The following is a 23,487-nucleotide window of genomic DNA, read 5'->3' as shown; positions in this document are numbered from 1 at the left end:
AAGCCGGGAATCAGGCTTCGGCTTCGACCACGACCTTGACCGTGGTCTCGACGTCGGCGTGCAGGCGCACCAGCACCTCGTACTCGCCGATGTTGCGGAACGCGCCTTCGCCCAGCACCACGTCGCCCTTCTCCAGCGGCAGGCCGGCGGCGGTGAATGCCTCGGCGATGTCGCGCGGGCCGACCGAGCCGTACAGCTTGCCTTCGGTCGACGCGTTGGCCTTGACGGTGACGCTGGCGCCTTCCAGCCTGGCCGCACGAGCCTGGGCGTCGGCGTGGATCGACTGCGCCTTGGCCTCGTACTCGGCGCGCTTGGCTTCGAACTCGGCGACGTTGGCGGCGGTGGCCGGCACGGCCTTGCCCTGCGGCACCAGGTAGTTGCGGCCATAGCCCGGCTTGACGTCGACCTTGTCGCCGAGACCGCCCAGGTTGGTCACTTTCTGCAGAAGGATCAGTTGCATGGTGTTGCTCCGTTATTCGTGAGCGCCGGCTCGCGGCCGACGCAACGCGTGCTGTCCGAATAGGACGGGAATGGAGAGTTGAGAGCCGCTTTCCTGTTGGACCCCGCACATGCGATGTGCGGGCTCTTCCGAGGGACTCGGATCAAATATCGTGGTTGTCCGTGTACGGGATCAGCGCCAGGAAACGCGCGCGCTTGACCGCCGTGGCCAGCTGACGCTGGTACTTGGACTTGGTGCCGGTCACGCGGCTCGGCACGATCTTGCCGTTCTCGGTGAGGTACTGGCGCAAGGTGTTGAGATCCTTGTAGTCGATCTCTTTGACGCCCTCGGCGGTGAACTTGCAGAACTTGCGGCGACGGAAGAACTTGGACATGGCAGTGTTCCTTAGGCGGCTTCGGCGGCGTCGCCGTCGGTTTCGGTGGCGGCGGCAGGCGCATCGCCTTCCTCGTCGTCGCGACGCCGGCGCTCGCTGCGCTCGGGCTTGTCGCCCTTCTCGTCCTTGCTCTTCATGATCAGCGACTGTTCGGTGTCGGCGCCGTCGCGCTTGATCACCAGATGGCGCAGCACCGCATCGTTGAAGCGGAAGCTCTCGACCAGCTCGGCGAGGATGGCCTGGTCCACTTCGATGTTGAGCATGACGTAGTGCGCCTTCACCAGCTTCTGGATCGGGTAGGCCAGCTGGCGGCGACCCCAGTCTTCCAGGCGGTGGATGGTGCCGCTGCCGTTCTCGACCAGCGACTTGTAGCGCTCGATCATGGCCGGGACCTGCTCGCTCTGGTCCGGATGGACCAGGAACACGATTTCGTAATGACGACTCATGTGGTTGTACCTTTCGGATGTGGCCCGAGGGCCGGACAGCCCCCCGCCAGGCCCAGGACGGGTGCGGTGGGGCAAGGGTTCCCGCCACGACGGGCGCAGCAAGCCATAAAGTATGGCAGCGCAGATGCCGCGCCGCAAGGTTTGGGGTTCCGCCCGCCCATGCAGGCGGCGGCCTGGCGCCCGGCAGTGCCGCCGGGATCGCAGCTGCCGCGCCGCGGTCGGTTTTGCGACACTGGCAGGGTGAACCGCATCTCCCTTGCCATCTCAAGCACCGCGGCAGCCGCGTTGGCGCATCCGTGTCGGCCTGTCCTGCCTGCCGCCGCAGCACGCCGCGACCGCACGACCAGGCCGCCCCGGATGTGTCGCGCCGCAAGGGACACCGCTCCCCATCGACCGCTGCGCGACACGCCCGCCGAGTGCGAGCAGTGAGCGCCGACCTGCGCGCCGGCCACACCGGCCAACCGTTGCGGCTGGACCTGCCGCCCGCAGTGACCACGGCCTTGCGCGGCGCGCGCCGCTACCTGCTCGACGACGGCACGCCGCTATACGCGCTGGCGTTCGATGCCGCGCGCTTCCAGCCGCAGGCCTTCGCCGCGGCGGCGATCGCGTGCCCGGACAGCATTGCGCGCAGCGTGCGCAAGCGCCAGGCGGAATTCCTGTTCGGGCGCCTGGCCGCGCGGCTGGCGCTGGGCGCCGCGCTCGGCCCGGTGCAGGCGCAGGCCGAGATCGCGATCGGCACGGCGCGCGAACCCTGCTGGCCGGCCGGCAGCCTGGGCAGCATTTCCCATGGCGACGGCTGCGCGGCGGCGGTGGCGCTGGCGGCCGGGCAGCACCAGGGCATCGGCATCGACCTGGAACGGCTGCTCGCGCCGGCCGCGCGCGACGCCGTGCTGGGCGTGGCGATCGATGCGGCAGAGGCGGCGCTGCTGGCCGCGGCCGCCGATGCGCAGTGGTCGCCCGATGCGCTGCTGACCGCGCTGTTTTCGGCCAAGGAGAGCCTGTTCAAGGCCGCGTTCGGCGTGGTCGGGCGCTACTTCGATTTCGCCGCGGCGCGCGTGTGCGGGGTCGATCTGGCGCGACGGCGCCTGCGCCTGCGGCTCACCGAGACGCTATGCGCGCAGTTCGTCGCAGGACAGGTCTGCGAAATCGGCTTCGCGCGCCTGGACCTGGATCCGCAGCTGGTGCTGACCCATTACGCGTGGTGAGCGCGGCGGCGCTCAGCGCGCGGCGGCGGTGGTGAAGCTCTCGCCGCAGCCGCATTCGGCGGTGGCGTTGGGATTGCGGAAGACGAAGGTCTCGCCCAGGCCCTGCCTGGCGAAGTCGATCTCGGTGCCGTCGACCAGCGGCAGGCTGGCGGCATCGACATAGATGCGCACCCCGTCCTGCTCGAACACCGCATCATCCGGGTGCGCCTCGCGCGCCAGGTCGGTGACGTGGCCCCAGCCCGAGCACCCGGTGCGTTCGACGCCGAAGCGCAGGCCCAGCGCGCCGGGGGTCTGGGCGACGAAGCGCTGCACGCGCTCGAAGGCGACGGGAGTGAGGTGGATGGCCATGGCGAACGACTCCGGGGACGGCGAACGGTCATTATAGGGAGGAACCGATGCGGCGGATGCGCGCCGCGCCTCGCAAGCGCCGCAGTTCAGCCAGTACACTTGCTCGTTCCATATCGAGTCGCTGCGGCGAGGATTCAAGTCATGACGGTGGTGAGCGTTGAGCATGCGCTGGCCGGGAAGATCCCGGCCGGCGGCGAAGTGACGGTACGCGGCTGGGTCCGCACCCGGCGCGATTCCAAGGCGGGGCTGTCCTTTGTCACCCTCAGCGACGGCTCCTGCTTCGCGCCGATCCAGGTGGTGGCGCCGGCTGCGCTGCCCAACTACGAATCGGAAGTGAAGCGGCTGACCGCCGGTTGCGCGGTGATCGCGCGCGGGCGCCTGGTCGCCTCGCAGGGCCAGGGCCAGCGCTTCGAGATCCAGGCCGAGGCGATCGAGGTGGTGGGCTGGGTCGAGGACCCGGAGACCTACCCGATCCAGCCCAAGGCGCATTCGCTGGAATTCCTGCGCGAGGTCGCGCACCTGCGCCCGCGCACCAACCTGTTCGGCGCGGTGGCCCGCATCCGCAACTGCCTGGCGCAGGCGGTGCACCGCTATTTCCACCACAACGGCTACAACTGGATCAGCACCCCGATCATCACCACCTCCGACGCCGAGGGCGCCGGGCAGATGTTCCGCGTGTCGACCCTGGACCTGGCCAACCTGCCGCGCGACGGCAAGGGCCAGGTCGATTTCGGCCGCGACTTCTTCGGCAAGGAGACCTTCCTGACCGTGTCCGGCCAGCTCAACGTCGAGGCCTACTGCCTGGCGCTGAGCAAGGTCTACACCTTCGGCCCGACCTTCCGCGCCGAGAACAGCCACACCCCCCGGCACCTGGCCGAGTTCTGGATGATCGAGCCGGAGATCGCCTTCGCCGATCTGGCCGAGGACGCGCGGGTGGCAGAGGACTTCCTCAAGTATCTGTTCCGCGCGTTGCTGGAAGAGCGCGGCGACGATCTGGCGTTCATCGCCGAGCGCGTGGACAAGACCGCGATAGGCAAGCTGGAGGCGTTCATCAACGCCCCGTTCGAGCGCATCGAGTACGGCGAGGCGATCGCGCTGCTGCAGAAGTCCGGGCACAAGTTCGAGTTCCCGGTGGAATGGGGCCTGGACCTGCAGACCGAACACGAACGCTGGCTGACCGAACAGCACGTCGGCCGCCCGGTGGTGGTGACCAACTACCCCGAGCACATCAAGGCCTTCTACATGCGCCTGAACGACGACGGCAAGACCGTGGCGGCGATGGACGTGCTGGCGCCGGGCATCGGCGAGATCATCGGCGGCAGCCAGCGCGAGGAGCGGCTGGACGTGCTGGACACGCGCATGGTGCAGTTCGGCCTGGATCCGCAGCACTACGGCTGGTACCGCGACTTCCGCCGCTACGGCACGGTGCCGCACGCCGGCTTCGGCCTGGGCTTCGAGCGCCTGGTGGTCTACATCTGCGGGCTGAGCAACATCCGCGACGCGATCCCCTACCCGCGCGCGCCGGGCAGCGCCGAGTTCTGAGGCGATGGCCGACGCCGCCACGGTGACCATGTACCGCCCGCTGGGGCCGGAGGAGTTCGCGCTGCTGCGCGACTCCGGGTTCCGGCGTTGGCCGCCGCGGCTGCCCGAGCAGCCTATCTTCTATCCGGTGACCAACCAGCACTACGCCGAGGAGATCGCCGGGCGCTGGAACGTCAAGGACAGCGGCGTCGGCTACGTGGCGCGGTTCGCCGTGCGCGCGGCGTTCCTGGCGCCCTACCCGGTGCAGAAGGTGGGCGGCGCGCAGCACACTGAGTGGTGGATCCCGGCCGAGGCGCTCGATGCGCTGAACGACAACATCGTCGGCCCCATCGAGATCGTCGCGCGCTTCGATGCGCCGCCTGAGGAGGCCGCCCCATGATCCTGTTCTTCGCGCTGTGCTTCGTCGGCGTGGCGATCGCCGGATTCAGCGCGTTCCTGATCTTCTGGCCACTGACCCTGGTGCATGTCCGCGACCGGCACCCGACCCTGGCGGCCGCGTTCGGCCCCGGCGCCTTCCTCAAGCCGGCGGCGCTGGGCTGGCTGCTGGCGCGGCGCTACCGCCCGCTCGGCGACCGCTCGCTGTCCGGGCTGGCGACGCCAGCCTGGCTGTCGCTGCTGACCATCTTCTTCGGCCTGGGCATGGCCGCCCTGCTCTGGCTGCTATCCCTGGTGACCCCATGACGTCAGACTCTCGCGCCAACGATCGGTGGTACCTGACCAGCCTCGGCCGCCTCCTGGTGTGGGCGCGCCTGCGCGTGCGCGAGGCCGGCACCGCCGAGGTCCTGGACAGCGACGGCAATACGTTCAGCTATGACAGCCAGGACACCGCGCAAGCGGCGCTGTTGGACGCCGAATTCGTCGCCTACGACGGCCTGGACGAGGACGATGCGCTGGCGCGCGGATTCTCGCTGGACGAGGTGGCGCCGCCGCAGGCCGACGACGACGCGGCGCTGCGCGGACGCATGACCCAGACCCTCGGCGTGCGCGCCTGAGCGGCCGATGCACGTCCCGCCGGCGTTCGCCGAAACCGACCTGGGCGCGCTCGACGCGCTGATCGCGCGCGATCCGTTCGCGACCCTGATCAGCGTCGGCGACGACGGCCTGCCCTGCGCCACGCCGCTGCCGGTGCTGTACCAGCGCGACGGCGAACGCATCGTGGTCGAGGGCCATTGGGCGCGCGCCAATCCGCAGGCGCGGCACCGCGGGCCGGCGCTGCTGATCGTGCACGGCCCGCATGCCTACGTGTCGCCAGGCTGGTATCCGGACAAGGAAGCGATGGCGCGCGTTCCGACCTGGAACTACGCCACCGCGCACCTGCACGGCCAGTTGCAGGTCAGCGACGACGAAACACTGCTGGCCGACTTGGTGGCGCGGCTCAGCGAGCGCCACGAGCGCACGGTCGGCAGCGACTGGCGCTACGAACCGCACAACGACGCGCACCGACGCCAATTGCGTGGCATCGTCGGCTTCCGCTTCGAACCCGAGCGCGTCGAACTGAAGTTCAAGCTCGGCCAGAATCATCCGGCGGCGAACGTGGCCGCGGTCAGCGAGGCGCTGCAGGCGCAGGCCGATGCGGGTGCGCAGGCCGTGGCCGCGTTGATGCGCGAGCGTCTGGCGCAGCGTTGAGCCGCGCCTGCCGCAGCGCCGGCACGCATCGATGCCGCAACGCACACCGGCGGTGACGCCGCGTGCGCACCGCGGCTGGCGATCGCGCCGCTCACCCGGCGTCGACCGGGCAGCTGCCGCAATCGGCGCACACCGGAAGGTCCCGAAACCCACTCCGTCGGCAATCTGCTCGGCGATGCGCTGTGCGGCAAGATCCCGCGCGAAGTGCGCTTCGGCAGCGCGGCGCTGGCGCCGTTCGATGCAAGGCCAAGGCTGCACGGGCAGCGTATCGTCGCCTTCGAGGCGCGCGGCAAGGCGCTGCCGGGCCGCTTCGACAACGGGCTGGTGCTGTTCACCCACCACCAGCTGCTCGGCCAACGCTGCGCGCCGGCGTCGCGCTGGCCGCCGACGATGCGCCCGCGGTCCTGTTCACCGCGCCCTGGGTGGAGGTGTGGCCGAGCACGGAGATCGGAGCGGCCCGCCGCACCGCTTGCCGCGCAAAAACCGCCGCTGCGCGTGTCTGGCCCGAGAGCGCTGCCGCCGCCATGGCGAACGCACCGACCGCACCGGCGCCACCGACGCCGGCGTGCGCAAGCGCGCCGCAGCCGCGTCGATGAACCACACCACGCCCGGCGTCGCGGCGCCGCGCCCCGGCCCGTGCCCGCTTCTGGAATAATGCGCGGCTATGAGCAAGATCGATCAGCTGCTGCACAACAACCGCGCCTGGGCCGACCGTATCCGCCACGAGGATCCGGAGTTCTTCAGCCGCCTGTCCCAGCAGCAGACCCCGGAGTACCTGTGGATCGGTTGCTCGGACTCGCGGGTGCCGGCCAACCAGATCATCGACATGGCGCCGGGCGAGGTGTTCGTCCACCGCAACATCGCCAACGTGGTCGTGCATACCGACCTCAACTGCCTGTCGGTGATCCAGTTCGCGGTGGAGGTGCTGAAGGTGCGGCACATCCTGGTGGTCGGCCACTACGGCTGCGGCGGCGTGCACGCCGGGCTGACCCGCGCGCGTCTGGGCCTGGTCGACAACTGGATCCGCCACGTCACCGACGTGGCCGAGAAACACGAGGCCTGCCTGCAGCGCGCCGGCGACCTGCCGCTGCAGCATGCGCGGCTGTGCGAGCTGAACGTAGTCGAGCAGGTGGTCAACGTCAGCCGCACCTCGATCGTGCGCGACGCCTGGGCCGCCGGACAGGAACTGACCGTGCACGGCTGGGTCTACAGCCTGCGCGACGGCCGTGTCCACGACCTGGGCATGGAACTGGAGCGGATCGAGGATCTGGCGCCGCGCTACGATGCCGCGCTGGCGCGCATCTGCCAGGACCGCGAGGATCGCTGACGTCTGCGCGCCGCCCCGCCGCGATCGCCGAAGGACACGCCATGCTTCCCGCTCCGCTCAACCTGCATGCCTGGATCGAACAACACCGGCACCTGCTGAAGCCGCCGGTCGGCAACAAATGCCTCTACACCGGCGACTTGATCGTGATGGTGGTCGGCGGGCCGAACACGCGTTCAGACTTCCATTACGACGAAGGCCCGGAGTGGTTCTACCAGATCGAAGGCGAAATGGTGCTGCGGATCCAGGAAGACGGCGCCGTGCGCGAGATCCCGATCCGCGCCGGCGAGACCTTCCTGCTGCCGCCGAAGGTGCCGCATTCGCCGCAGCGGCGACCCCATTCGGTGGGCCTGGTGATCGAGCGCCGACGCCTGCCGCACGAGAACGACGGCCTGCTGTGGTTCTGCACGCACTGCAACCACCTGCTGTACGAAGAATACTTCCCGCTGCGCGACATCGAGACCGACTTCGCGCCGGTGTTCGCGCGCTTCTACGCGTCCGAGGCGCTGCGCACCTGCGGCCGCTGCGGACAGGTGCACCCGGTACCGGCGCCCGCCGCCGCCCCGTGAGCGCACGCGCCGTCCCCCGTCGCTCCATCCCGCCGCGATGCTGCGCAGACTGATCGCGCTGAAGCCGCGCGACGTGCCGCTGCGCGTGGCCGTGCGCAACACCGTCGCGGTGGTCGCGCCGCTGGCGCTGGGCGTGGCCAGCGGGCATGCGGCGCTGGGTCTGGCGATGGCGACCGGCGCCTTGAACACGATGTTCTCCGACCAGCCCGGGCCGTACCGGGCGCGGATGCAGCGCATGCTGATGGCGGCGCTGGCCGCCGGTGGCGCGGCGCTGCTGGGCATGCTGATCGGCGCGCATACCCCGGCACTGGCGCTGGCGGCGCTGCTGCTGGGCCTGGGCGGCGGCCTGCTGGTGGCGCTGGGGCCGGTGGCGGCGCGGGTCGGACTGACCTGCATGATCCTGCTGGTGGTCAGCGCCGACGTGCGCCTGCCGGCGGCGCAGAGCGTCGGCGTGGCCGCGCTGATCTTCGCCGGCGGCGTGCTGCAGATGCTGATGGCGCTGGCCGCCTGGCCGCTGCAGCGCTATCGCCCGGAACGCTTCGCGCTGGCTGAACTGATGCGGCAACTGGCCGGAATCGCCCGCCAGCGGCCCAGCGCGACGCTGGCGCCGCCGGCGACCGAGGCGGTGCTGGACGCGATGGTCATGCTGCACGGCGAACACCGCTCGCGCGGGCTGGCGGTGCAGTCGTTCCGGATCATCGCCGAGCTGTGCGAGCGCGCGCGGCTGGAACTGCTGACCCTGGCCGACCTGCACGGGCGCCTGGACGAGGCGTCGCGCGCGCGGCTGCCGATCGAACGCGTGCTGGAGCGCAGCGCGGTGGCCCTGGACCAGCTCGCCTACGCACTGGACAGCGCCGAGGACCCGACCGCGGCGGAAGCCTCGATGACCGGCTTCGACGATCTGATCGAGGTCCTGGCACAGGCCCAGGCCCAGACCGAGGACACCCGCGAGCGGCGCCTGCTGCGCATCGCCGTGGCCCGCGCGCAGGCCCTGGGCGGGCAACTGCGCGCGCTGGTGCGCAACGGCCATTGGGCCAGCAGCCGCGGCGAGATCCAGGCCAAACTGGCCGAGGCGCGGTTGCCGGCAGCGCTGCGTCCGCTGGCGCCGCTGCAGACCCTGCGCGCCAACCTGAGTTTCTCCTCGGTCGCGTTCCGGCATGCGCTGCGCTGCGGCGTGTGCCTGAGCCTGGCGGTGCTGTTCGAGCGCTGGCAAGCGTTCCCGCACGGCTACTGGATCCCGATGACCACCGCGATCGTGCTCAAGCCGGATTTCGGCGGCACCCTCAGCTTCGGCGCGCTGCGCGTGGCCGGCACCTTCGCCGGGCTGCTGCTGGCCACGGTGCTGGCCCACTTCACGATGGACGGCGTGGTGGTGCGGCTGCTGTTGCTGACCGTGTTCTGCCTGGGCTTCCGCCTGCTGACCCAGGTCAACTACGGCCTCGGCGTGGCCTCGCTGACCGGCATGCTGGTGCTGCTGCTGTCGTTCGAGGGCATGGCCCCGGGCGAGGCGATCGACCAGCGCATCCAGGCCACCGTGCTCGGCAGCGCGCTGGCGCTGTTCGCCTACGCGCTGTGGCCGACCTGGGAGCGCCGCCACATCCGCGCCACCCTGGCGCAGTTGCTGCTGGCCTATCGCGACCATCTCGCCGCGCTGCTCGACGGGCGCCTGCAGACGTTGCCGGAAACCCGCGCCGCGGCGCGTACCGCGCGCACCAACGTACAGGCCTCGATCGAGCGCCTGCGCGGCGAGCCGCGGCGCCGACGCAATGTGCGCGAACTGAAGCTGGCCGAATCGGTCCTGGCCAACGGCAACCGCCTGATCCGGGCCGCGCTGGCGCTGGAGGCGGTGCTGCGCGACAGCCCCGCGCTGCCGCCGCTGCCGGAACTGGAGCAGTTCCAGCGCCAGACGCATGCGGCGCTGACGCAGCTGGCCGACAGCCTGTGCAGCGGCAGCGCGCCGGCGCAGGCCACGCTGCGCACCGACGAACGGCGCTTGTCCGAGGTACTGGCCGCGCACCTGCAGGACGCCGCCGACGGCTCAGCGCTGGCCGCGCTGGCCGACACCAGCGACCGCATCGCCAACAGCGTCGGCACCCTCGCCCACCTGCTGCGCAGCGCCATGCTGCCGGCCTCGGCGGCGGCTGCCGACCAAACGCCGTGCCGCGACCACTAGACTGCGCCCTGGACCCGCCCCCGCCGCCGATGAACGAGATCCTGTCCCGCACCCACGCCACCGCGCTCGACGCCGCCGATCCGCTGCGCGAGCTGCGCCGCCAATTCCTGTTCCCGCAGCATCAGGGCGTGGACCAACTGTACTTCGTCGGCAATTCGCTCGGCCTGCAGCCGCGCGGCGCCCGCGCTGCAGTGCAGGAGGTACTGGAGAAATGGTCGACGCTGGCGGTGGAAGGCCACTTCACCGGTCCCACGCAGTGGATGACCTACCACGAACTGTTCGCCGCGCCGCTGGCGCAGCTGGTCGGCGCGCTGGCGCACGAAGTGGTGGCGATGAACACGCTGACGGTGAACCTGCACCTGCTGATGGTCAGCTTCTACCGCCCGACCCGCGAACGTCCGGCGATCCTGATCGAGGCTGGCGCGTTCCCCTCGGACCAGCATGCGGTGGCCTCGCAGATTCGCTTCCACGGCTTCGATCCGGCCACCGACCTGATCGAAGTGCAGCCAGACGGCGCCGACGGCATCGTGTCGATGGCCGCGATCGAGCGCGCTATCGCCGAACACGGCCCGCGCCTGGCGCTGGTGCTGTGGCCGGGCGTGCAGTACCGCACCGGGCAGGCGTTCGACCTGGGCCAGGTGGCGCGGCTGGCGCGCGCGGCCGGCGCGGCGGTCGGCTTCGACCTGGCCCACGCGGTCGGCAACATCCCGCTCAACCTGCACGAGGACGCACCGGATTTCGCGGTGTGGTGCCACTACAAGTACCTCAACGCCGGCCCCGGCGCGGTCGCCGGCGCCTTCGTGCACGAGCGCCACGGCCATGGCGACACCCCGCGCTTGGCCGGCTGGTGGGGCCACGACAAGCGCACCCGCTTCCAGATGGCCCCGGACTTCGTCGCCGTGGCCGGCGCCGACGGCTGGCAGCTGAGCAATCCGCCGATCCTGAGCATGGCGCCGCTGCGCGCCTCGCTGGACCTGTTCGAACGCGCCGGGCTGCCGGCGCTGCGGCGCAAGTCGCTGCAGCTCACCGGCTACCTGGAGACGCTGATCCGCGCGCGCCTGGCCGGGACCTTGCAGATCCTCACCCCATCCGACCCGGCGCAGCGCGGCTGCCAGCTGTCGCTGCGCGTGGCCGGCGGCCGCGCGCGCGGCCGTGCGCTGTTCGAATACCTGCAGTCGGTCGGCGTGCTCGGCGACTGGCGCGAGCCGGACGTGATCCGGATCAGCCCGGTGCCGCTGTACACCCGCTACCGCGACGTCTACCGCTTCGTCGAGGAAGCGGAAACCTGGGCCGGCGTCTGAGCCGCACCCTCCTGCGCGGCCGCGGCTGCCTTTCCTGCCGGACTTCTCCTTGAGCGCCTCCCCCCGCAGCATCACCCTGATCGGCGCCGGCCTGGCCGGCTCCCTGCTCGCCATCCTGCTCTCGCGCCAGGGCTGGCGCGTCACCGTCTACGAGCGCCGCGGCGATCCGCGCATCCAGGACTACGAGCACGGCCGCTCGATCAACCTGGCACTTGCCGAACGCGGCTTGCACGCGCTGCGCCAGGCCGGCGCCGATGCCGCGGTGATGGCCAAGGCGGTGATGATGCGCGGGCGCATGGTGCACTTCGCCGACGGCCGCCAGCAGTTGCAGCGCTACGGCCGCGACGACAGCGAGGTGATCTGGTCGGTGCACCGCAACGACCTCAACATCACCCTGCTGCAGCTGGCCGAGCAGGCCGGCGCGCAGATCCATTTCTACCGCCGCCTGCACACGGTGGACTTCGACGCCGGCTACGCGCGCTTCATCGACGACCGCGACGACCAGCCGCACGACATCCGCTTCGGCAGCATGATCGGCGCCGACGGCGCCGGCTCGGCGCTGCGCGCGGCGATGCAGCGCGCGGCGCCGATGGCCGAGCACACCGAGTTCCTCGACCATTCGTACAAGGAGCTGGAGATCCCGCCCAACGCCGACGGCAGCTTCCGCCTCGAGGCCAACGCACTGCACATCTGGCCGCGCGGGCACTACATGTGCATCGCCCTGCCCAACGACGAAGGCACCTTCACCGTCACCCTGTTCCTGCCCAACAAGGGCCAGCCGAGCTTCGCCACCACCCGCACCGGCGCCGAGGCGTCGGCGCTGTTCGCGCGCGACTTTGCCGATGCGCTGCCGCTGATGCCGCGACTGGCCGAGCACTGGGAGCAGCATCCGCCGGGCCTGCTCGGCACGCTGCGACTGCAGCGCTGGCGCCTGGACGGGCGCGCGGTGCTGCTCGGCGACGCCGCGCACGCGATGGTGCCCTTCCACGGCCAGGGCATGAACTGCGCGTTCGAGGACTGCGTCGCCTTGGCCGCGCACCTACAGCGCGAACCCAACCTGGGCCGCGCCTACGCCGCGTTCGAGGCCGAGCGCAAGCCCGACGCCAGCGCGATCCAGCAGATGGCGCTGGAGAACTACATCGAGATGCGCGACCGCGTCGGCGATGCCGGTTTCCTGCTGCAGCGCGAGCTGGAGCAGGCGCTGCAGGCGCGCCACCCGACCCGCTTCGTGCCGCACTACGCCATGGTCACCTTCCTGCGCACGCCGTATGCGCTGGCGCTGGAGCGCAGCGAGATCCAGCGCGAGATCCTGGTGCAGGCCACGCAGGGCCACAGCGATCTGTCGCGGATCGACTGGGCGTGGCTGCAACGGATCGTGCACGAGCGCCTGGCGCCGCTGGAGGGCGCGCATTGAGCCGATCTGCCTTACCCTGTAGCAGCGGCTCTAAGTGGCCTCGGGCCATCAACCGCGACAGGCATTACCAATAAGCCTGTCGCGGTTAAAACCGCTCCTGCACAAACAGGCCCATGCGGAACGCGAGCGGCAACGCGTCCGCGGCCGATGCCCTGCCACCCGCCACCGCCAACCTCCAATGCCCGACAGCTTTCTCTTCTACGACCTGGAAACCTTCGGCGCCGATCCGCGGCGCACACGCATCGCCCAGTTCGCGGCGGTGCGCACCGATGCGCAACTGAACGTGGTCGAGGAGCCGATCAGCTTCTTCGTGCAACCGGCCGACGACCTGCTGCCCTCGCCGATCGCCACCCTGATCACCGGCATTGCCCCGCAGCAGGCGCTGCGCGACGGGGTCAACGAGGCCGACGCCTTCGCGCGCATCGCCGAACAGATGGCGCGGCCGCAGACCTGCACGCTGGGCTACAACTCGCTGCGCTTCGACGACGAGTTCGTGCGCCATGGCCTGTTCCGCAATTTCCACGACCCCTACGAACGCGAGTGGCGCGGCGGCAATTCGCGCTGGGACTTGCTGGACATGCTGCGGCTGATGCACGCGCTGCGCCCGGACGGCATCGTCTGGCCGCAGCGCGAGGACGGCGCCACCTCGTTCAGGCTGGAGCAGCTGGCGCTGGCCAACGGCGTGCGCGACGGCGACGCGCACGAGGCCCTGTCCGACGTCTACGCCACCATCGGCATGGCGCGGCACTTCCGCGAGCGCCAGCCGCGGCTGTGGGAGTACGCGCTGAAGCTGCGCGACAAGCGTTTCTGCGGCGGCCTGCTCGACGTGATGGCGATGCAGCCGGTGCTGCACGTGTCGATGCGCTATCCGGCCGCGCGCCTGTGCGCGGCGCCGGTGCTGCCGCTGGCGCGGCATCCGCGCATCGACAGCCGGGTGCTGGTGTTCGACCTGCAAGGCGGAATCGAGCCGCTGCTGCGCTACACGCCGGAGCAGATCGCCGACCGCCTATACACGCCGCAGGCCGACCTGCCCGAGGGCGAGCAACGCATCCCGTTGAAGGAAGTGCACCTGAACAAGGCGCCGGCACTGGTCGCTTGGGCGCACCTGCGCGCACCCGACTTCGCCCGCCTGCAGATCGAGCCGGCGCAGATCCTGGCCAAAGCCGCGCGCCTGCGCGCGGCCGGGCCGGAGTTAGCCGAGAAGGTGCGCCGCGTGTTCGGCAGCGAACACGCGTCGGCCCCGGCCGATGTCGATGCCTCGCTGTACGACGGCTTCCTGGCCGACGCCGACAAACGCGCGATGGCGCAGGTGCGCGCCACCCCGCCGGCGCAACTGGCGCCGCTGGAACACGGCTTCCGCGATCGGCGCCTACCCGAACTCTTGTTCCGCTACCGCGCGCGCAACTGGCCGCAGACGCTGTCAATCGCCGAGCGCGGCCGCTGGGACGACTACCGGCGCCGGCGCCTGCACGGCGACAGCGACCTGGCCGAACTGGGCTTGGACGACTACTTCGCGCAGTTGGCCGATTTATGTGTGGCTCACGCCCACGATGCTACCAAGCAAGCCCTGCTCGACCAGCTGGCCGCCTGGGGCCAGGACCTGCAACGCACCCTATGACCCGTTATTTCAGCGACGCCAGCTTCAAGTTCCTGCGTGCCCTGGCGCGGCACAACGACAAGGCCTGGTTCAACGACAACCGGTCCAAGTACGAGGAGCACGTGCGCCAGCCGTTCCTGCGCCTGATCACCGACCTGCAGCCGGACCTGGCCCAGGTCAGCGAACATTTCCGTTCCGATCCGCGCGGCGTCGGCGGCTCGCTGTTCCGCCTCCATCGCGACGCGCGCTTCTCCCACGACAAGTCGCCGTACAAGACCTGGCAAGGCGCGCGCCTGTTCCACGAGCGGCGCAAGCAGGTGCCGGCGCCGTCGTTCTACATCCACCTGCAGCCGGGCGAGAGCTTCATCGGCGCCGGGCTATGGCATCCGGAACCGGACACCCAACGCAAGGTGCGCCAGTTCATCTTCGACAACCCGGGCAGTTGGAAGGCCGCCGCGCATGCGCCGAAGCTGCGCCGCCGCTTCGACTTCGAGGCCAGCGAAGTGCTGGTGCGGCCGCCGCGCGGCTTCCCGGCCGAGTTCGAGTTCATCGACGACCTCAAGCACAAGAACTGGGTGTTCTGGCGCCAGCTCGACGACGCCAGCATGACCGGGCCGAAGCTGCGCGCGCTGGTGGCTGCCGACCTGCAGACCCTGGGACCGTTCGTGGACTATTTGTGCGCGGCGTTGGATTTGGAATTCTAGACATGGCAACGCTTTCTGTAGGAGTCAACCGTCATGCAGAAGCGATGACAGGAGAGGGTAAAGCGCTCAATCGCGCGCGATGGCATTGATGTCATGACCCATTTCCGAGAGACCACGCTGGAATATTCCAGGAATCAGGTCTCGAAACTGCACTGACGTACTCCACAGGGCATCTTGAACTGATGGACCTCGATCACTCAAATCTAGTCCGGCTGCGGCAAGCCGCGACACCTGCGGATCATAGTGTGTCCGACGGATGAAATCGTGCTGGTCCTGACTGAAAGCAGAATCATCATTCGCCAGCTGGCGCCACCCGACGTCCCCCCCGCTTTCAGTAGCGGGGCTCTTTAGGGATGGTCTGAACAACTCCCTCTGATCCTGCGACAATCGTACAAAGCCCAACAGGACAACGACGATGCAATTGTCTTTCGGCGACGCGGAGTACAACGGCAAGCGCAAGCAGACGCGGCGCGAAAGGTTGCTGGCCGAGATGGATCAGGTGGTGCCGTGGAAAGACCTGCTGGCGCTGATCGCGCCGCACTATCCGAAGTCGGGCCATCCGGGCCGTCAGCCGTACCCGCTGGAGACAATGCTGCGCATCCACTTTCTGCAGCAGTGGTACGCACTGAGCGACCCGGGCGCGGAAGAAGCCTTGTACGACACGGCGTCGATGCGCCGTTTCGCCAGGATCGGCGGGTTGGATGAGGTGCCGGACGAGACCACGATCCTCAACTTCCGCCGGTTGCTGGAGACGCACGATCTGGCGCGCACGCTGTTCAACCGGGTCAACGCGCACCTATCGCGCAAGGGCCAGAGCCTGCGCGGCGGCACCATCGTGGACGCCACGATCATTGCCGCGCCCAGCTCGACCAAGAACAAGAACGGCGAGCGCGACCCGGAAATGCACCAGACCAAGAAGGGCAATCAGTACTACTTCGGGATGAAAGCGCACATCGGCGTGGACGATGAGTCCGGGCTGGTGCACCACTTGGAATGCACGGCGGCCAACGCCGCAGATATCACCCAGGCGCACAAGCTGCTGCACGGCAAGGAAGACACGGTATGCGGCGACAGCGGCTACACCGGGCTGGCCAAGCGCGAGGAGATGGCGAGCAAGCGCAAGCTGCGCTATCTGATCGCGGAGAAGCCCTCGAAGCTGAAGCAGATCAAGAGCAAGCGCGAATTGAAGTGGGCACAGCGCTGGGAGCACGCCAAGGCCAGCCTGAGGGCGAAGGTGGAGCATCCGTTCCGGGTGATCAAGCGCCAGTTTGGCTACGTCAAGGTGCGCTATCGCGGCCTGGCGAAGAACACGGCGCAAGTGCTGACGCTGTTTGCGCTGTCGAACCTGTGGCTGAAGCGAAAGCAGTTGCTGCCTGTCGTGGGGAGGGTGTGCCTGTAATCCGGGAAATACCCCGGAAATGCGCCGGAAACGGCGAAAAACCGAGGGTCTGAGCGCCGTGGGCGTGGTCGATATGGCTTGCCTCATCCTCCGACCGCGTTGATCAGACTATCCTTAGAGTCCGGGTTTCATCGTAGCGGCTTTGGCCGCTAGCTGTTGGGCATAGGCGGCCGGGGTCAGGCCGCCCAAGATCTTCTTCGGTCGCTCCTCGTTATATTCCCGTCGCCAGGTCTCGATCTCGGTGCGGGCGTGCAGCAGCCTCGGGAACCAGTGCTCGTTGAGGCATTCGTCGCGCAGGCGGCCGTTGAAGCTCTCGATGTAGGCGTTCTGGTTCGGCTTGCCTGGCTGGATCAAGCGCAGCTGCACACCGCGCTCGTGGGCCCACGTCACCATCGTCTTGCCGCAGAACTCCTTGCCGTTGTCGGTGCGGATCACCTGCGGCAGACCCCGTGTCAGCGCCAGCCGATCCAGCACCCGGGCCACGCCGTGGCCGGAGATGGCCCGCTCCACCTCGATCGCCACCGCCTCGTGCGTGGCATCGTCGACGATGGTCAGGGCCTTGAGCACCCGGCCCTCGGCGGTGCGGTCGAACACGAAGTCCATCCGTAAGCTCCCCCGCACCGCAGACACCGCATAAGTAGATCTTTCTGGCATCGTTTCACAGCCAGGAGGTTCCATGCGCACATCGAAGTTCACCGAGACGCAGATCATCGCAACGCTCAAGCAGGCCGACGCCGGCGTACCGGTCAAAGACATTTGTCGCCAAGTCGGCATCAGTACGGCGACCTACTACCAGTGGAAGAGCAAGTACGGTGGCTTGGAGGCCTCCGAGCTTCGACGGGTCAAGGAGCTCGAGTCCGAGAACGCCAAGCTCAAGCGGATGTATGCCGAGCTGGCGCTCGACAACGCGGCGATGAAGGACCTGATCGCAAAAAAACTCTAGGGCCGGCGCGCAAGCGCGAGGCGGTGCGGTTCCTTGTCGAGGTCCACGCGCGGCCGTTGCGCCGGTCCTGTGCATGCGTCGGGTTGTCGCGGGCGGCGTGGTACGCACCGCCTTTTGACTGGACGGTGCGCGATGCCGAGCTGATCGCCGAGATCGCGCGCTTCGTTGAAGCGCACCCCAGTCGCGGCTTCTGGAAGTGCAGCGACCACCTCCGCAAGCAGCACCCGGGCTGGAATCCCAAACGGATCTATCGCGTGTACAAGGCCATGAATCTCAACCTGCGCCGCGCCGCCAAGCGGCGCCTGCCCAAGCGTGAGCGGGTGCCGCTCTACGTGCCCAGGCTGCCAGACACGGTCTGGTCAGTCGATTTCATGAGTGACGCGCTGGCCTGCGGCCGCAGATTTCGCACCTTCAACGTCGTGGATGATTTCAACCGCGAGGTGCTGCACATCGAGGTGGATACCTCGATCAACTCGCAACGCCTGGTGCGTGTTTTCGAGCAGATCAAACGCGACCATGGCCTGCCGCAGGTGGTGCGCTCGGACAACGGCCCCGAATTTCTGGGCGAGGCGTTCACCGGCTGGCTCAAGGCCAATGGCGTCGCACTGCAGTACATCCAGCCGGGAAAGCCGAACCAGAACGCCTTCATCGAGCGCTTCAATCGCACCTTCCGCGAGGAAGTGCTGGACCAGCATCTCTTCGCCCGTCTCGACGACGTTCGCGAAGCCACCCATTGGTGGATGATCGATTACAACGACGAGCGATCCCACGACTCGCTCGGCGGAATGACCCCGGTCCAGTACCGCAACCAACACGCCGAAAGTTCTACTTTTAAAGTGCCTGCTTGACGGGGGAGCTTACGCCTGATCATCAGTAAGGCACTGAGCGCTCCCGGCCTGTACTTCAACAGGGCAACGAGTCTGTGCGAATGAAGTATTCGAAAATATAAAAAATTCAAGAGCAAAGAGCAAGATGGTAATTATTATTAAATTTTGTATCGCGCGCATATTAGTCACCACACAAATTTAGTACTTCCTAAAAAATGGATCAGTGCACTCCGTAAACTTAACTGAGCACTGAGAACTGTACTTGTTTTTACAATCAGCCAGTGCGCGACTACTTGCAACAGATTCATCCTTCCCGGTAACAATACTGCTGCCACCACTAATCGAGTCAGCTATAGCCACACACTGATTAAAATATGTCATCTCGACCAAACAGTCCTCTGCGCCGACCGAATAACATTTCTTTAGGGCGTCTTGGCGTGCATCTTCCTCAGTGAATTTACCATTTGAGCTCCACCCCTCCCTCCCTTTAACTGAACCGACGATAGCGCCCCACGTTTTAATCCACTCACCAGTGGTTCGTGGAGGCGCCCGCTCTTGATCATCAGGAAGACATTGAGCTCCTCCTGCTTGCACTCCAACTGGACAACGCGTTTGTGCATACAAATCAAAAGAAGCAAAAAAAATTAGAAAAACAAAAGATAGATACCCGACCTTGATTTCCATAATTACTCCAACTACTTATTCTCATGAGCTCCACGACTTCCCGCCTGAGCAACCTGACTGGATGCTTCAACGCCTCGATTCATTGAAACATGACTATTATCTACATGATTCGAATTAAGGATAGTCTGATCAACGCGGTCGGAGGATGAGGCAAGCCATATCGACCACGCCCACGGCGCTCAGACCCTCGGTTTTTCGCCGTTTCCGGCGCATTTCCGGGGTATTTCCCGGATTACAGGCACACCCTCCCCACGACAGGCAGCAACTGCTTTCGCTTCAGCCACAGGTTCGACAGCGCAAACAGCGTCAGCACTTGCGCCGTGTTCTTCGCCAGGCCGCGATAGCGCACCTTGACGTAGCCAAACTGGCGCTTGATCACCCGGAACGGATGCTCCACCTTCGCCCTCAGGCTGGCCTTGGCGTGCTCCCAGCGCTGTGCCCACTTCAATTCGCGCTTGCTCTTGATCTGCTTCAGCTTCGAGGGCTTCTCCGCGATCAGATAGCGCAGCTTGCGCTTGCTCGCCATCTCCTCGCGCTTGGCCAGCCCGGTGTAGCCGCTGTCGCCGCATACCGTGTCTTCCTTGCCGTGCAGCAGCTTGTGCGCCTGGGTGATATCTGCGGCGTTGGCCGCCGTGCATTCCAAGTGGTGCACCAGCCCGGACTCATCGTCCACGCCGATGTGCGCTTTCATCCCGAAGTAGTACTGATTGCCCTTCTTGGTCTGGTGCATTTCCGGGTCGCGCTCGCCGTTCTTGTTCTTGGTCGAGCTGGGCGCGGCAATGATCGTGGCGTCCACGATGGTGCCGCCGCGCAGGCTCTGGCCCTTGCGCGATAGGTGCGCGTTGACCCGGTTGAACAGCGTGCGCGCCAGATCGTGCGTCTCCAGCAACCGGCGGAAGTTGAGGATCGTGGTCTCGTCCGGCACCTCATCCAACCCGCCGATCCTGGCGAAACGGCGCATCGACGCCGTGTCGTACAAGGCTTCTTCCGCGCCCGGGTCGCTCAGTGCGTACCACTGCTGCAGAAAGTGGATGCGCAGCATTGTCTCCAGCGGGTACGGCTGACGGCCCGGATGGCCCGACTTCGGATAGTGCGGCGCGATCAGCGCCAGCAGGTCTTTCCACGGCACCACCTGATCCATCTCGGCCAGCAACCTTTCGCGCCGCGTCTGCTTGCGCTTGCCGTTGTACTCCGCGTCGCCGAAAGACAATTGCATCGTCGTTGTCCTGTTGGGCTTTGTACGATTGTCGCAGGATCAGAGGGAGTTGTTCAGACCATCCTTAAAGCTTTCATTTCTCCCCGGCGCCTGCGGCGTATAAGGCTGCCCCGTCGCCGGATCCTTGCCCATCTGCCCAAACGCCGAGTACGCCGTGAACTGCCCCAGCGTCCCCTGGAAGAACGCCGCCGCCATCGGCGGCGACGTCACGATCAACGTCGTCAACACCAACCCGATCCCTCCCTGCTGCAACGCCATCCCGCTCACCCCTTCCCCCGTCCCACCCGTCACCGACCACTTCGCCAGAAAACCCGTACCCACCACCCCGACCACCTTCGTCGCCAAACTCACCGTGAAACTCAGCACCGACAACGAGAACACCGTCCCGATCCCGTACATCAGCCACTTCTGGAACAACGACTTCGTCGCATCGAACAGCAAGCACAGAATGAACAATGGACCAAATCCCACGAACAACGCCATCGCCAGCTTGTTCAACAGCAGCAGCGATCCCCCCACCACCCCGGGACCGGCCATCCCCAACCCCGTGAACAACCGCGCCTGGTCTTTCTTCTGACCCAGATCCGCGTCGCCGCCCGTCTGGATCTGGTCGATGCTCGTCAGCGCCACCTGCATCAAAAACAGGTTCCTGTCGATCGCCTCGTACGGACTGCGCGTGTCACCGGTCACCGTCTTCACGATCGCGCTGCTCAGCCCGTCGGTCAGCTTCCAGTACAACCCGCTCATCAGACCATCGCTCTGGCTCGCACCCGGCCTGGCCGCCGACACCATGCTCATCGCCACTCCAATGATCAGCACCGCTCGCAACGCCGTCACCACCAGGTCCATCGCGATCTCTCGCGACTGGCCCGTCACCACGCGGTAAGCAACTTTCATTCGGCTCACTCCCTTGCAATCCATGTCTCCACTCCAATGCCTACCGCGACATCGCGACCGGCTCCTTCGACGCGACCTGCTGCGTCTGGGCCTGCCGCTGTACTTCCTCGGCCATCTGCCGCGTGCTCTCCTGCAATGGCTGCGCCTGCGCCTGTTCGCGATCCACGTACACCCGATGCATCGCCGGATCGTTCAACCCGCCCTGCACCGCGATCAGGCCGCGCCCGTCCTTGTTCGCCACCACATGGTCGATCCGATCCAGGCCGCTGACCTTGGCCTCCAACGCCATCTGCCCGGCCGCCTGCTCCAATGCCTGGCGATTGGCGAAGCCGCCGCGCTCGCCAAGCCCTTCCAGCGCGCGCACGGCGCCGGCATATAAAGCGTGCTGCGGATGGCTGGGGTCGGACAGCAATGGCGCTGCAACCGCTGACTGAAGCGTTGCGGCTTGCTGTGCTGGAGCATGCTGCGCCAGTGCCTGGTCCAGCGCCGCGCGGGTGTTGCGGCCGACGATGCCGTCCACCTGCAAGCCGCGCTCACGCTGGAACTGCTTCACGGCGTGGCGGGTGTTCGGGCCAAAGTCGCCATCCGGGTGCAACGGTGCGCCGGCGCGGCCGGTCTGGCCGAGTTGCGCCAGTTGGCCTTGCAACTGCTTGACGGCTTCGCCACGCTCGCCTTGTTCAAGCCTACCATCGGCTATCGGTTCGCTGCCATTTTGGGCGCGAGACGACGTCGACAACTGCTGCGCGGGCTCGGAGTTGATCTGGCGCCACGCATCGTCTGGAGACAAACCGCTTTGGATCGCTTTAAAATAAGACTCGCGCATCGCGTCTAGCGCCTGCGCTGTTTCCGCACTAGTAATGGAGGAATGATTCGCGCCACCAGCTTTATGATAATAGCTTTTCCCTGTATCAGGATCGGCGATACTTGCCCACTCTTGCGATAACGCCTTTTGCGCATCGTGAAGCGTCGCACCAGTCTGACCAGTGATGTATTCCTTGATAGCCGGCCTTTTCTGCGACATAAGGTAGTCGGAGAAAATTTCATCTTGTATTTCAGGCGTCATAGCCTTAGAGCGTTCGATGCCGAGCAAATCCACAGCATCTTTCATTGTACCGGGAATCACTTGATATCGACCTACCGCAAACAGTCGTTGTTCATCGCCTCTCGGCAATGCCTGAGCATCCATTACCTGAGCAACTGTCATCACAGAAAAATCTAATGGGCCGTCACTGCCACGGACGTGTTCGCGTCCATCGACACCAAGATACGTACCACGGTTGTAAGCGTTATATCCTATATGCCCAGACTCGCCACGCTGGATTAGATCAGCTAACGGACTACTCATAAAAACTCCTTTTAAAAAACCTGGATTATTTTCTATTTAACGGATTTTACTTTCCATGAAGAAACCTGAAGTCGCGATTTTTCACCCGACACTAGCACATCGTCGATTTCGCCGTAAGTTATTACTGTTAGTAATTGCCTGCCATCAGCACCATCAAACTCCATGATGCAGTATCCATCTCCACTGCATTCACTCAACTCAGGAGCAAGGTCACAAACTTCACAACGCTTCGGATTGGATGAGCAAATTTTCTCAAAAGCAGCGCCAATCACTTCCTGCTTGCAAGATGGGTGGAGCTTAGGAATCCAGCCATTAATCAAAGCAATGCCTCTTAAATTCCCATAAGACATACCCTTTTTAAAATTTGAAGTAATTGAAACAGAAATTTGGTTTTTTTTGGATATTTGTGCGACAAAATTATCATCAGATGAAGCCTTATCTTCGGCAGCAGAAACACTCTCTCTTGAATCAATTGGTGGCAAATCAGCCTGAGACATACACCCAGTCGAAGAAAAAAATAATAGCATCAAAAGATTAGCTCGCAACACGGAATCACCGCCGCTATATTTTCGAATGATAAAAAATCAGAAGATCACCGCGATCCATTTAAAATCCCCTAAATACTGGCTTGGTACAATCACTATAGATCACAGAGCATTCTGTGCTTCCATTTTTTTTACACATATTTATGGCATTTTTTTTTGCAATGGAAATATCTTGTGCAGAAGCCATCCCGCTGTCACCGTCGCCAGAAGCTGGTGAAGCCATAGCGACGCATTGATTTCTATAAGTAATTATAACTACACATCCTTTATAACCTGCTGACTGGCATTGATCTAATGCATCAACTCTCGCATCTTTCTCAGACATCATGCCAATAGACGCCCAAGCCTTTGAGGTATCTACAGCGTTGGCAATAGCACCCCATGTTTTAATCCACTCTCCCGTGGGACGTGGAGGCGAAACTTCTTCAGCATCAGGCAGACATTGAGCACTCCCAGCTTGAACACCCGTTGGGCAGCGCGTTTGCGAATGAGCAACACCCGCCCATAACGTAAAAAAAATAAAGATAAATTTTATTCGCACTTCCATCC

Annotated in this window: 27 protein-coding genes and 1 pseudogene; 16 read left to right on the top strand and 12 right to left on the bottom strand. The window is 65.7% G+C overall.

Features of this window, described 5'->3' with window-relative positions; genetic code table 11:
* Window positions 1-10: 10 nt before the first annotated feature.
* From rplI to rpsF, 3 genes are all read right to left on the bottom strand, one after another.
* A complete protein-coding gene (gene rplI, locus G4Q83_RS07505; RefSeq protein WP_128419989.1) occupies window positions 11-460 on the bottom strand; it encodes a 50S ribosomal protein L9 in 450 nt (149 codons plus the stop codon).
* 142 nt (window positions 461-602) lie between these two features.
* A complete protein-coding gene (gene rpsR / locus G4Q83_RS07500; protein WP_005926280.1) occupies window positions 603-833 on the bottom strand; it encodes a 30S ribosomal protein S18 in 231 nt (76 codons plus the stop codon).
* Window positions 834-844: 11 nt separating this feature from the next.
* A complete protein-coding gene (gene rpsF / locus G4Q83_RS07495) occupies window positions 845-1,279 on the bottom strand; it encodes a 30S ribosomal protein S6 (protein ID WP_128419988.1) in 435 nt (144 codons plus the stop codon).
* A gap of 425 nt (window positions 1,280-1,704) precedes the next feature.
* Here rpsF and G4Q83_RS22540 point away from each other — a divergent pair, with 425 nt between their 5' ends.
* Window positions 1,705-2,484: a 4'-phosphopantetheinyl transferase family protein gene (locus G4Q83_RS22540; protein ID WP_246432315.1), complete on the top strand. Its 780-nt coding sequence runs from the start codon at window positions 1,705-1,707 to the stop codon at window positions 2,482-2,484.
* A 12-nt stretch (window positions 2,485-2,496) separates the two neighbouring features.
* Here G4Q83_RS22540 and G4Q83_RS07485 read toward each other — a convergent pair whose 3' ends face one another.
* Window positions 2,497-2,832, bottom strand: a complete 336-nt coding sequence (locus G4Q83_RS07485) for a HesB/IscA family protein (RefSeq protein WP_128419987.1) — start codon at window positions 2,830-2,832, stop codon at window positions 2,497-2,499.
* A gap of 141 nt (window positions 2,833-2,973) precedes the next feature.
* On the opposite strand from G4Q83_RS07485, the gene asnS reads away from it, so the two are divergent.
* The 13 genes from asnS (at window position 2,974) to G4Q83_RS07420 (ending at window position 15,082) form a co-directional block, all read left to right on the top strand.
* On the top strand, window positions 2,974-4,374 hold the full coding sequence (gene asnS / locus G4Q83_RS07480) for an asparagine--tRNA ligase (protein ID WP_128419986.1): 1,401 nt from the start codon (window positions 2,974-2,976) through the stop codon (window positions 4,372-4,374).
* A gap of 4 nt (window positions 4,375-4,378) precedes the next feature.
* A complete protein-coding gene (locus G4Q83_RS07475; RefSeq protein ID WP_128419985.1) occupies window positions 4,379-4,753 on the top strand; it encodes an ADP-ribosylation/crystallin J1 in 375 nt (124 codons plus the stop codon).
* Window positions 4,750-5,055, top strand: a complete 306-nt coding sequence (locus tag G4Q83_RS07470) for a hypothetical protein (protein WP_128419984.1) — start codon at window positions 4,750-4,752, stop codon at window positions 5,053-5,055. Before G4Q83_RS07475 ends, G4Q83_RS07470 begins: the two co-directional genes overlap by 4 nt.
* Window positions 5,052-5,366, top strand: coding sequence for a hypothetical protein (locus G4Q83_RS07465; protein WP_128419983.1), 315 nt, complete (start codon window positions 5,052-5,054; stop codon window positions 5,364-5,366). Before G4Q83_RS07470 ends, G4Q83_RS07465 begins: the two co-directional genes overlap by 4 nt.
* 7 nt (window positions 5,367-5,373) lie before the next feature.
* Window positions 5,374-6,000 (top strand): FMN-binding negative transcriptional regulator, encoded by a 627-nt coding sequence (locus G4Q83_RS07460; protein ID WP_128419982.1) that lies wholly within the window; start codon window positions 5,374-5,376, stop codon window positions 5,998-6,000.
* A gap of 469 nt (window positions 6,001-6,469) precedes the next feature.
* Window positions 6,470-6,655, top strand: coding sequence for a hypothetical protein (locus G4Q83_RS07455; protein ID WP_185817374.1), 186 nt, complete (start codon window positions 6,470-6,472; stop codon window positions 6,653-6,655).
* Between the two features lie 9 nt (window positions 6,656-6,664).
* A complete protein-coding gene (gene can, locus G4Q83_RS07450; RefSeq protein ID WP_128419981.1) occupies window positions 6,665-7,327 on the top strand; it encodes a carbonate dehydratase in 663 nt (220 codons plus the stop codon).
* A gap of 41 nt (window positions 7,328-7,368) precedes the next feature.
* Entirely contained in the window at window positions 7,369-7,893 is a 525-nt protein-coding gene (locus G4Q83_RS07445; protein WP_128419980.1) for a 3-hydroxyanthranilate 3,4-dioxygenase, read from the top strand.
* A gap of 37 nt (window positions 7,894-7,930) precedes the next feature.
* A complete protein-coding gene (locus tag G4Q83_RS07440) occupies window positions 7,931-10,066 on the top strand; it encodes an FUSC family protein (RefSeq protein ID WP_128419979.1) in 2,136 nt (711 codons plus the stop codon).
* 29 nt (window positions 10,067-10,095) lie between these two features.
* On the top strand, window positions 10,096-11,367 hold the full coding sequence (gene kynU / locus G4Q83_RS07435) for a kynureninase (protein ID WP_128419978.1): 1,272 nt from the start codon (window positions 10,096-10,098) through the stop codon (window positions 11,365-11,367).
* A gap of 49 nt (window positions 11,368-11,416) precedes the next feature.
* Window positions 11,417-12,781, top strand: coding sequence for an FAD-dependent oxidoreductase (locus tag G4Q83_RS07430; protein ID WP_185817373.1), 1,365 nt, complete (start codon window positions 11,417-11,419; stop codon window positions 12,779-12,781).
* A gap of 178 nt (window positions 12,782-12,959) precedes the next feature.
* A complete protein-coding gene (sbcB, locus tag G4Q83_RS07425) occupies window positions 12,960-14,399 on the top strand; it encodes an exodeoxyribonuclease I (RefSeq protein WP_128419977.1) in 1,440 nt (479 codons plus the stop codon).
* On the top strand, window positions 14,396-15,082 hold the full coding sequence (locus tag G4Q83_RS07420; protein WP_128419976.1) for a DUF2461 domain-containing protein: 687 nt from the start codon (window positions 14,396-14,398) through the stop codon (window positions 15,080-15,082). The genes sbcB and G4Q83_RS07420 overlap by 4 nt, the downstream gene beginning before the upstream one ends.
* A gap of 66 nt (window positions 15,083-15,148) precedes the next feature.
* Here the strand turns inward: G4Q83_RS07420 and G4Q83_RS24230 are convergent, their stop codons facing one another.
* The gene (locus G4Q83_RS24230; RefSeq protein ID WP_343068451.1) at window positions 15,149-15,448 is read right to left on the bottom strand and encodes a VgrG-related protein; all 300 of its coding nucleotides are present in this window, start codon (window positions 15,446-15,448) and stop codon (window positions 15,149-15,151) included.
* 49 nt (window positions 15,449-15,497) lie between these two features.
* On the opposite strand from G4Q83_RS24230, the gene G4Q83_RS07415 reads away from it, so the two are divergent.
* Window positions 15,498-16,481 (top strand): IS5 family transposase, encoded by a 984-nt coding sequence (locus G4Q83_RS07415; RefSeq protein WP_185817191.1) that lies wholly within the window; start codon window positions 15,498-15,500, stop codon window positions 16,479-16,481.
* Window positions 16,482-16,595: 114 nt separating this feature from the next.
* On the opposite strand, the pseudogene G4Q83_RS07410 reads toward G4Q83_RS07415, so the two are convergent.
* Window positions 16,596-17,084, bottom strand: a pseudogene (locus G4Q83_RS07410) (integrase core domain-containing protein); the annotation flags it as partial.
* Window positions 17,085-17,157: 73 nt separating this feature from the next.
* Here G4Q83_RS07410 and G4Q83_RS07405 point away from each other — a divergent pair.
* Window positions 17,158-18,272, top strand: a protein-coding gene (locus tag G4Q83_RS07405) for an IS3 family transposase (protein ID WP_425480344.1) whose coding sequence is annotated in 2 segments (ribosomal slippage) — window positions 17,158-17,412 and window positions 17,415-18,272 — 1,113 coding nt in all. Because the reading frame shifts where the segments join, the coding sequence is not laid out codon by codon here.
* 177 nt (window positions 18,273-18,449) lie between these two features.
* On the opposite strand, the gene G4Q83_RS07400 is transcribed toward G4Q83_RS07405, so the two are convergent.
* The 6 genes from G4Q83_RS07400 to G4Q83_RS07375 form a co-directional block, all read right to left on the bottom strand.
* Window positions 18,450-18,935: a DUF4189 domain-containing protein gene (locus G4Q83_RS07400; protein ID WP_128421930.1), complete on the bottom strand. Its 486-nt coding sequence runs from the start codon at window positions 18,933-18,935 to the stop codon at window positions 18,450-18,452.
* Window positions 18,936-19,167: 232 nt separating this feature from the next.
* The gene (locus tag G4Q83_RS07395; protein WP_185817191.1) at window positions 19,168-20,151 is read right to left on the bottom strand and encodes an IS5 family transposase; all 984 of its coding nucleotides are present in this window, start codon (window positions 20,149-20,151) and stop codon (window positions 19,168-19,170) included.
* A 39-nt stretch (window positions 20,152-20,190) separates the two neighbouring features.
* On the bottom strand, window positions 20,191-21,048 hold the full coding sequence (locus G4Q83_RS07390) for a TrbL/VirB6 family protein (protein WP_185817371.1): 858 nt from the start codon (window positions 21,046-21,048) through the stop codon (window positions 20,191-20,193).
* A gap of 40 nt (window positions 21,049-21,088) precedes the next feature.
* Complete coding sequence (locus G4Q83_RS23165) at window positions 21,089-22,393, bottom strand: peptidoglycan-binding domain-containing protein (protein ID WP_246432314.1); 1,305 nt, start codon at window positions 22,391-22,393, stop codon at window positions 21,089-21,091.
* A gap of 32 nt (window positions 22,394-22,425) precedes the next feature.
* Entirely contained in the window at window positions 22,426-22,890 is a 465-nt protein-coding gene (locus tag G4Q83_RS07380) for a hypothetical protein (protein ID WP_128421082.1), read from the bottom strand.
* A gap of 109 nt (window positions 22,891-22,999) precedes the next feature.
* A complete protein-coding gene (locus G4Q83_RS07375; protein WP_128421083.1) occupies window positions 23,000-23,485 on the bottom strand; it encodes a DUF4189 domain-containing protein in 486 nt (161 codons plus the stop codon).
* Window positions 23,486-23,487 lie beyond the last annotated feature (2 nt).

The organism is Xanthomonas theicola, from assembly GCF_014236795.1.
GTDB lineage: Bacteria > Pseudomonadota > Gammaproteobacteria > Xanthomonadales > Xanthomonadaceae > Xanthomonas_A > Xanthomonas_A theicola.
This window is presented reverse-complemented; position numbering and strand designations above follow the sequence as displayed.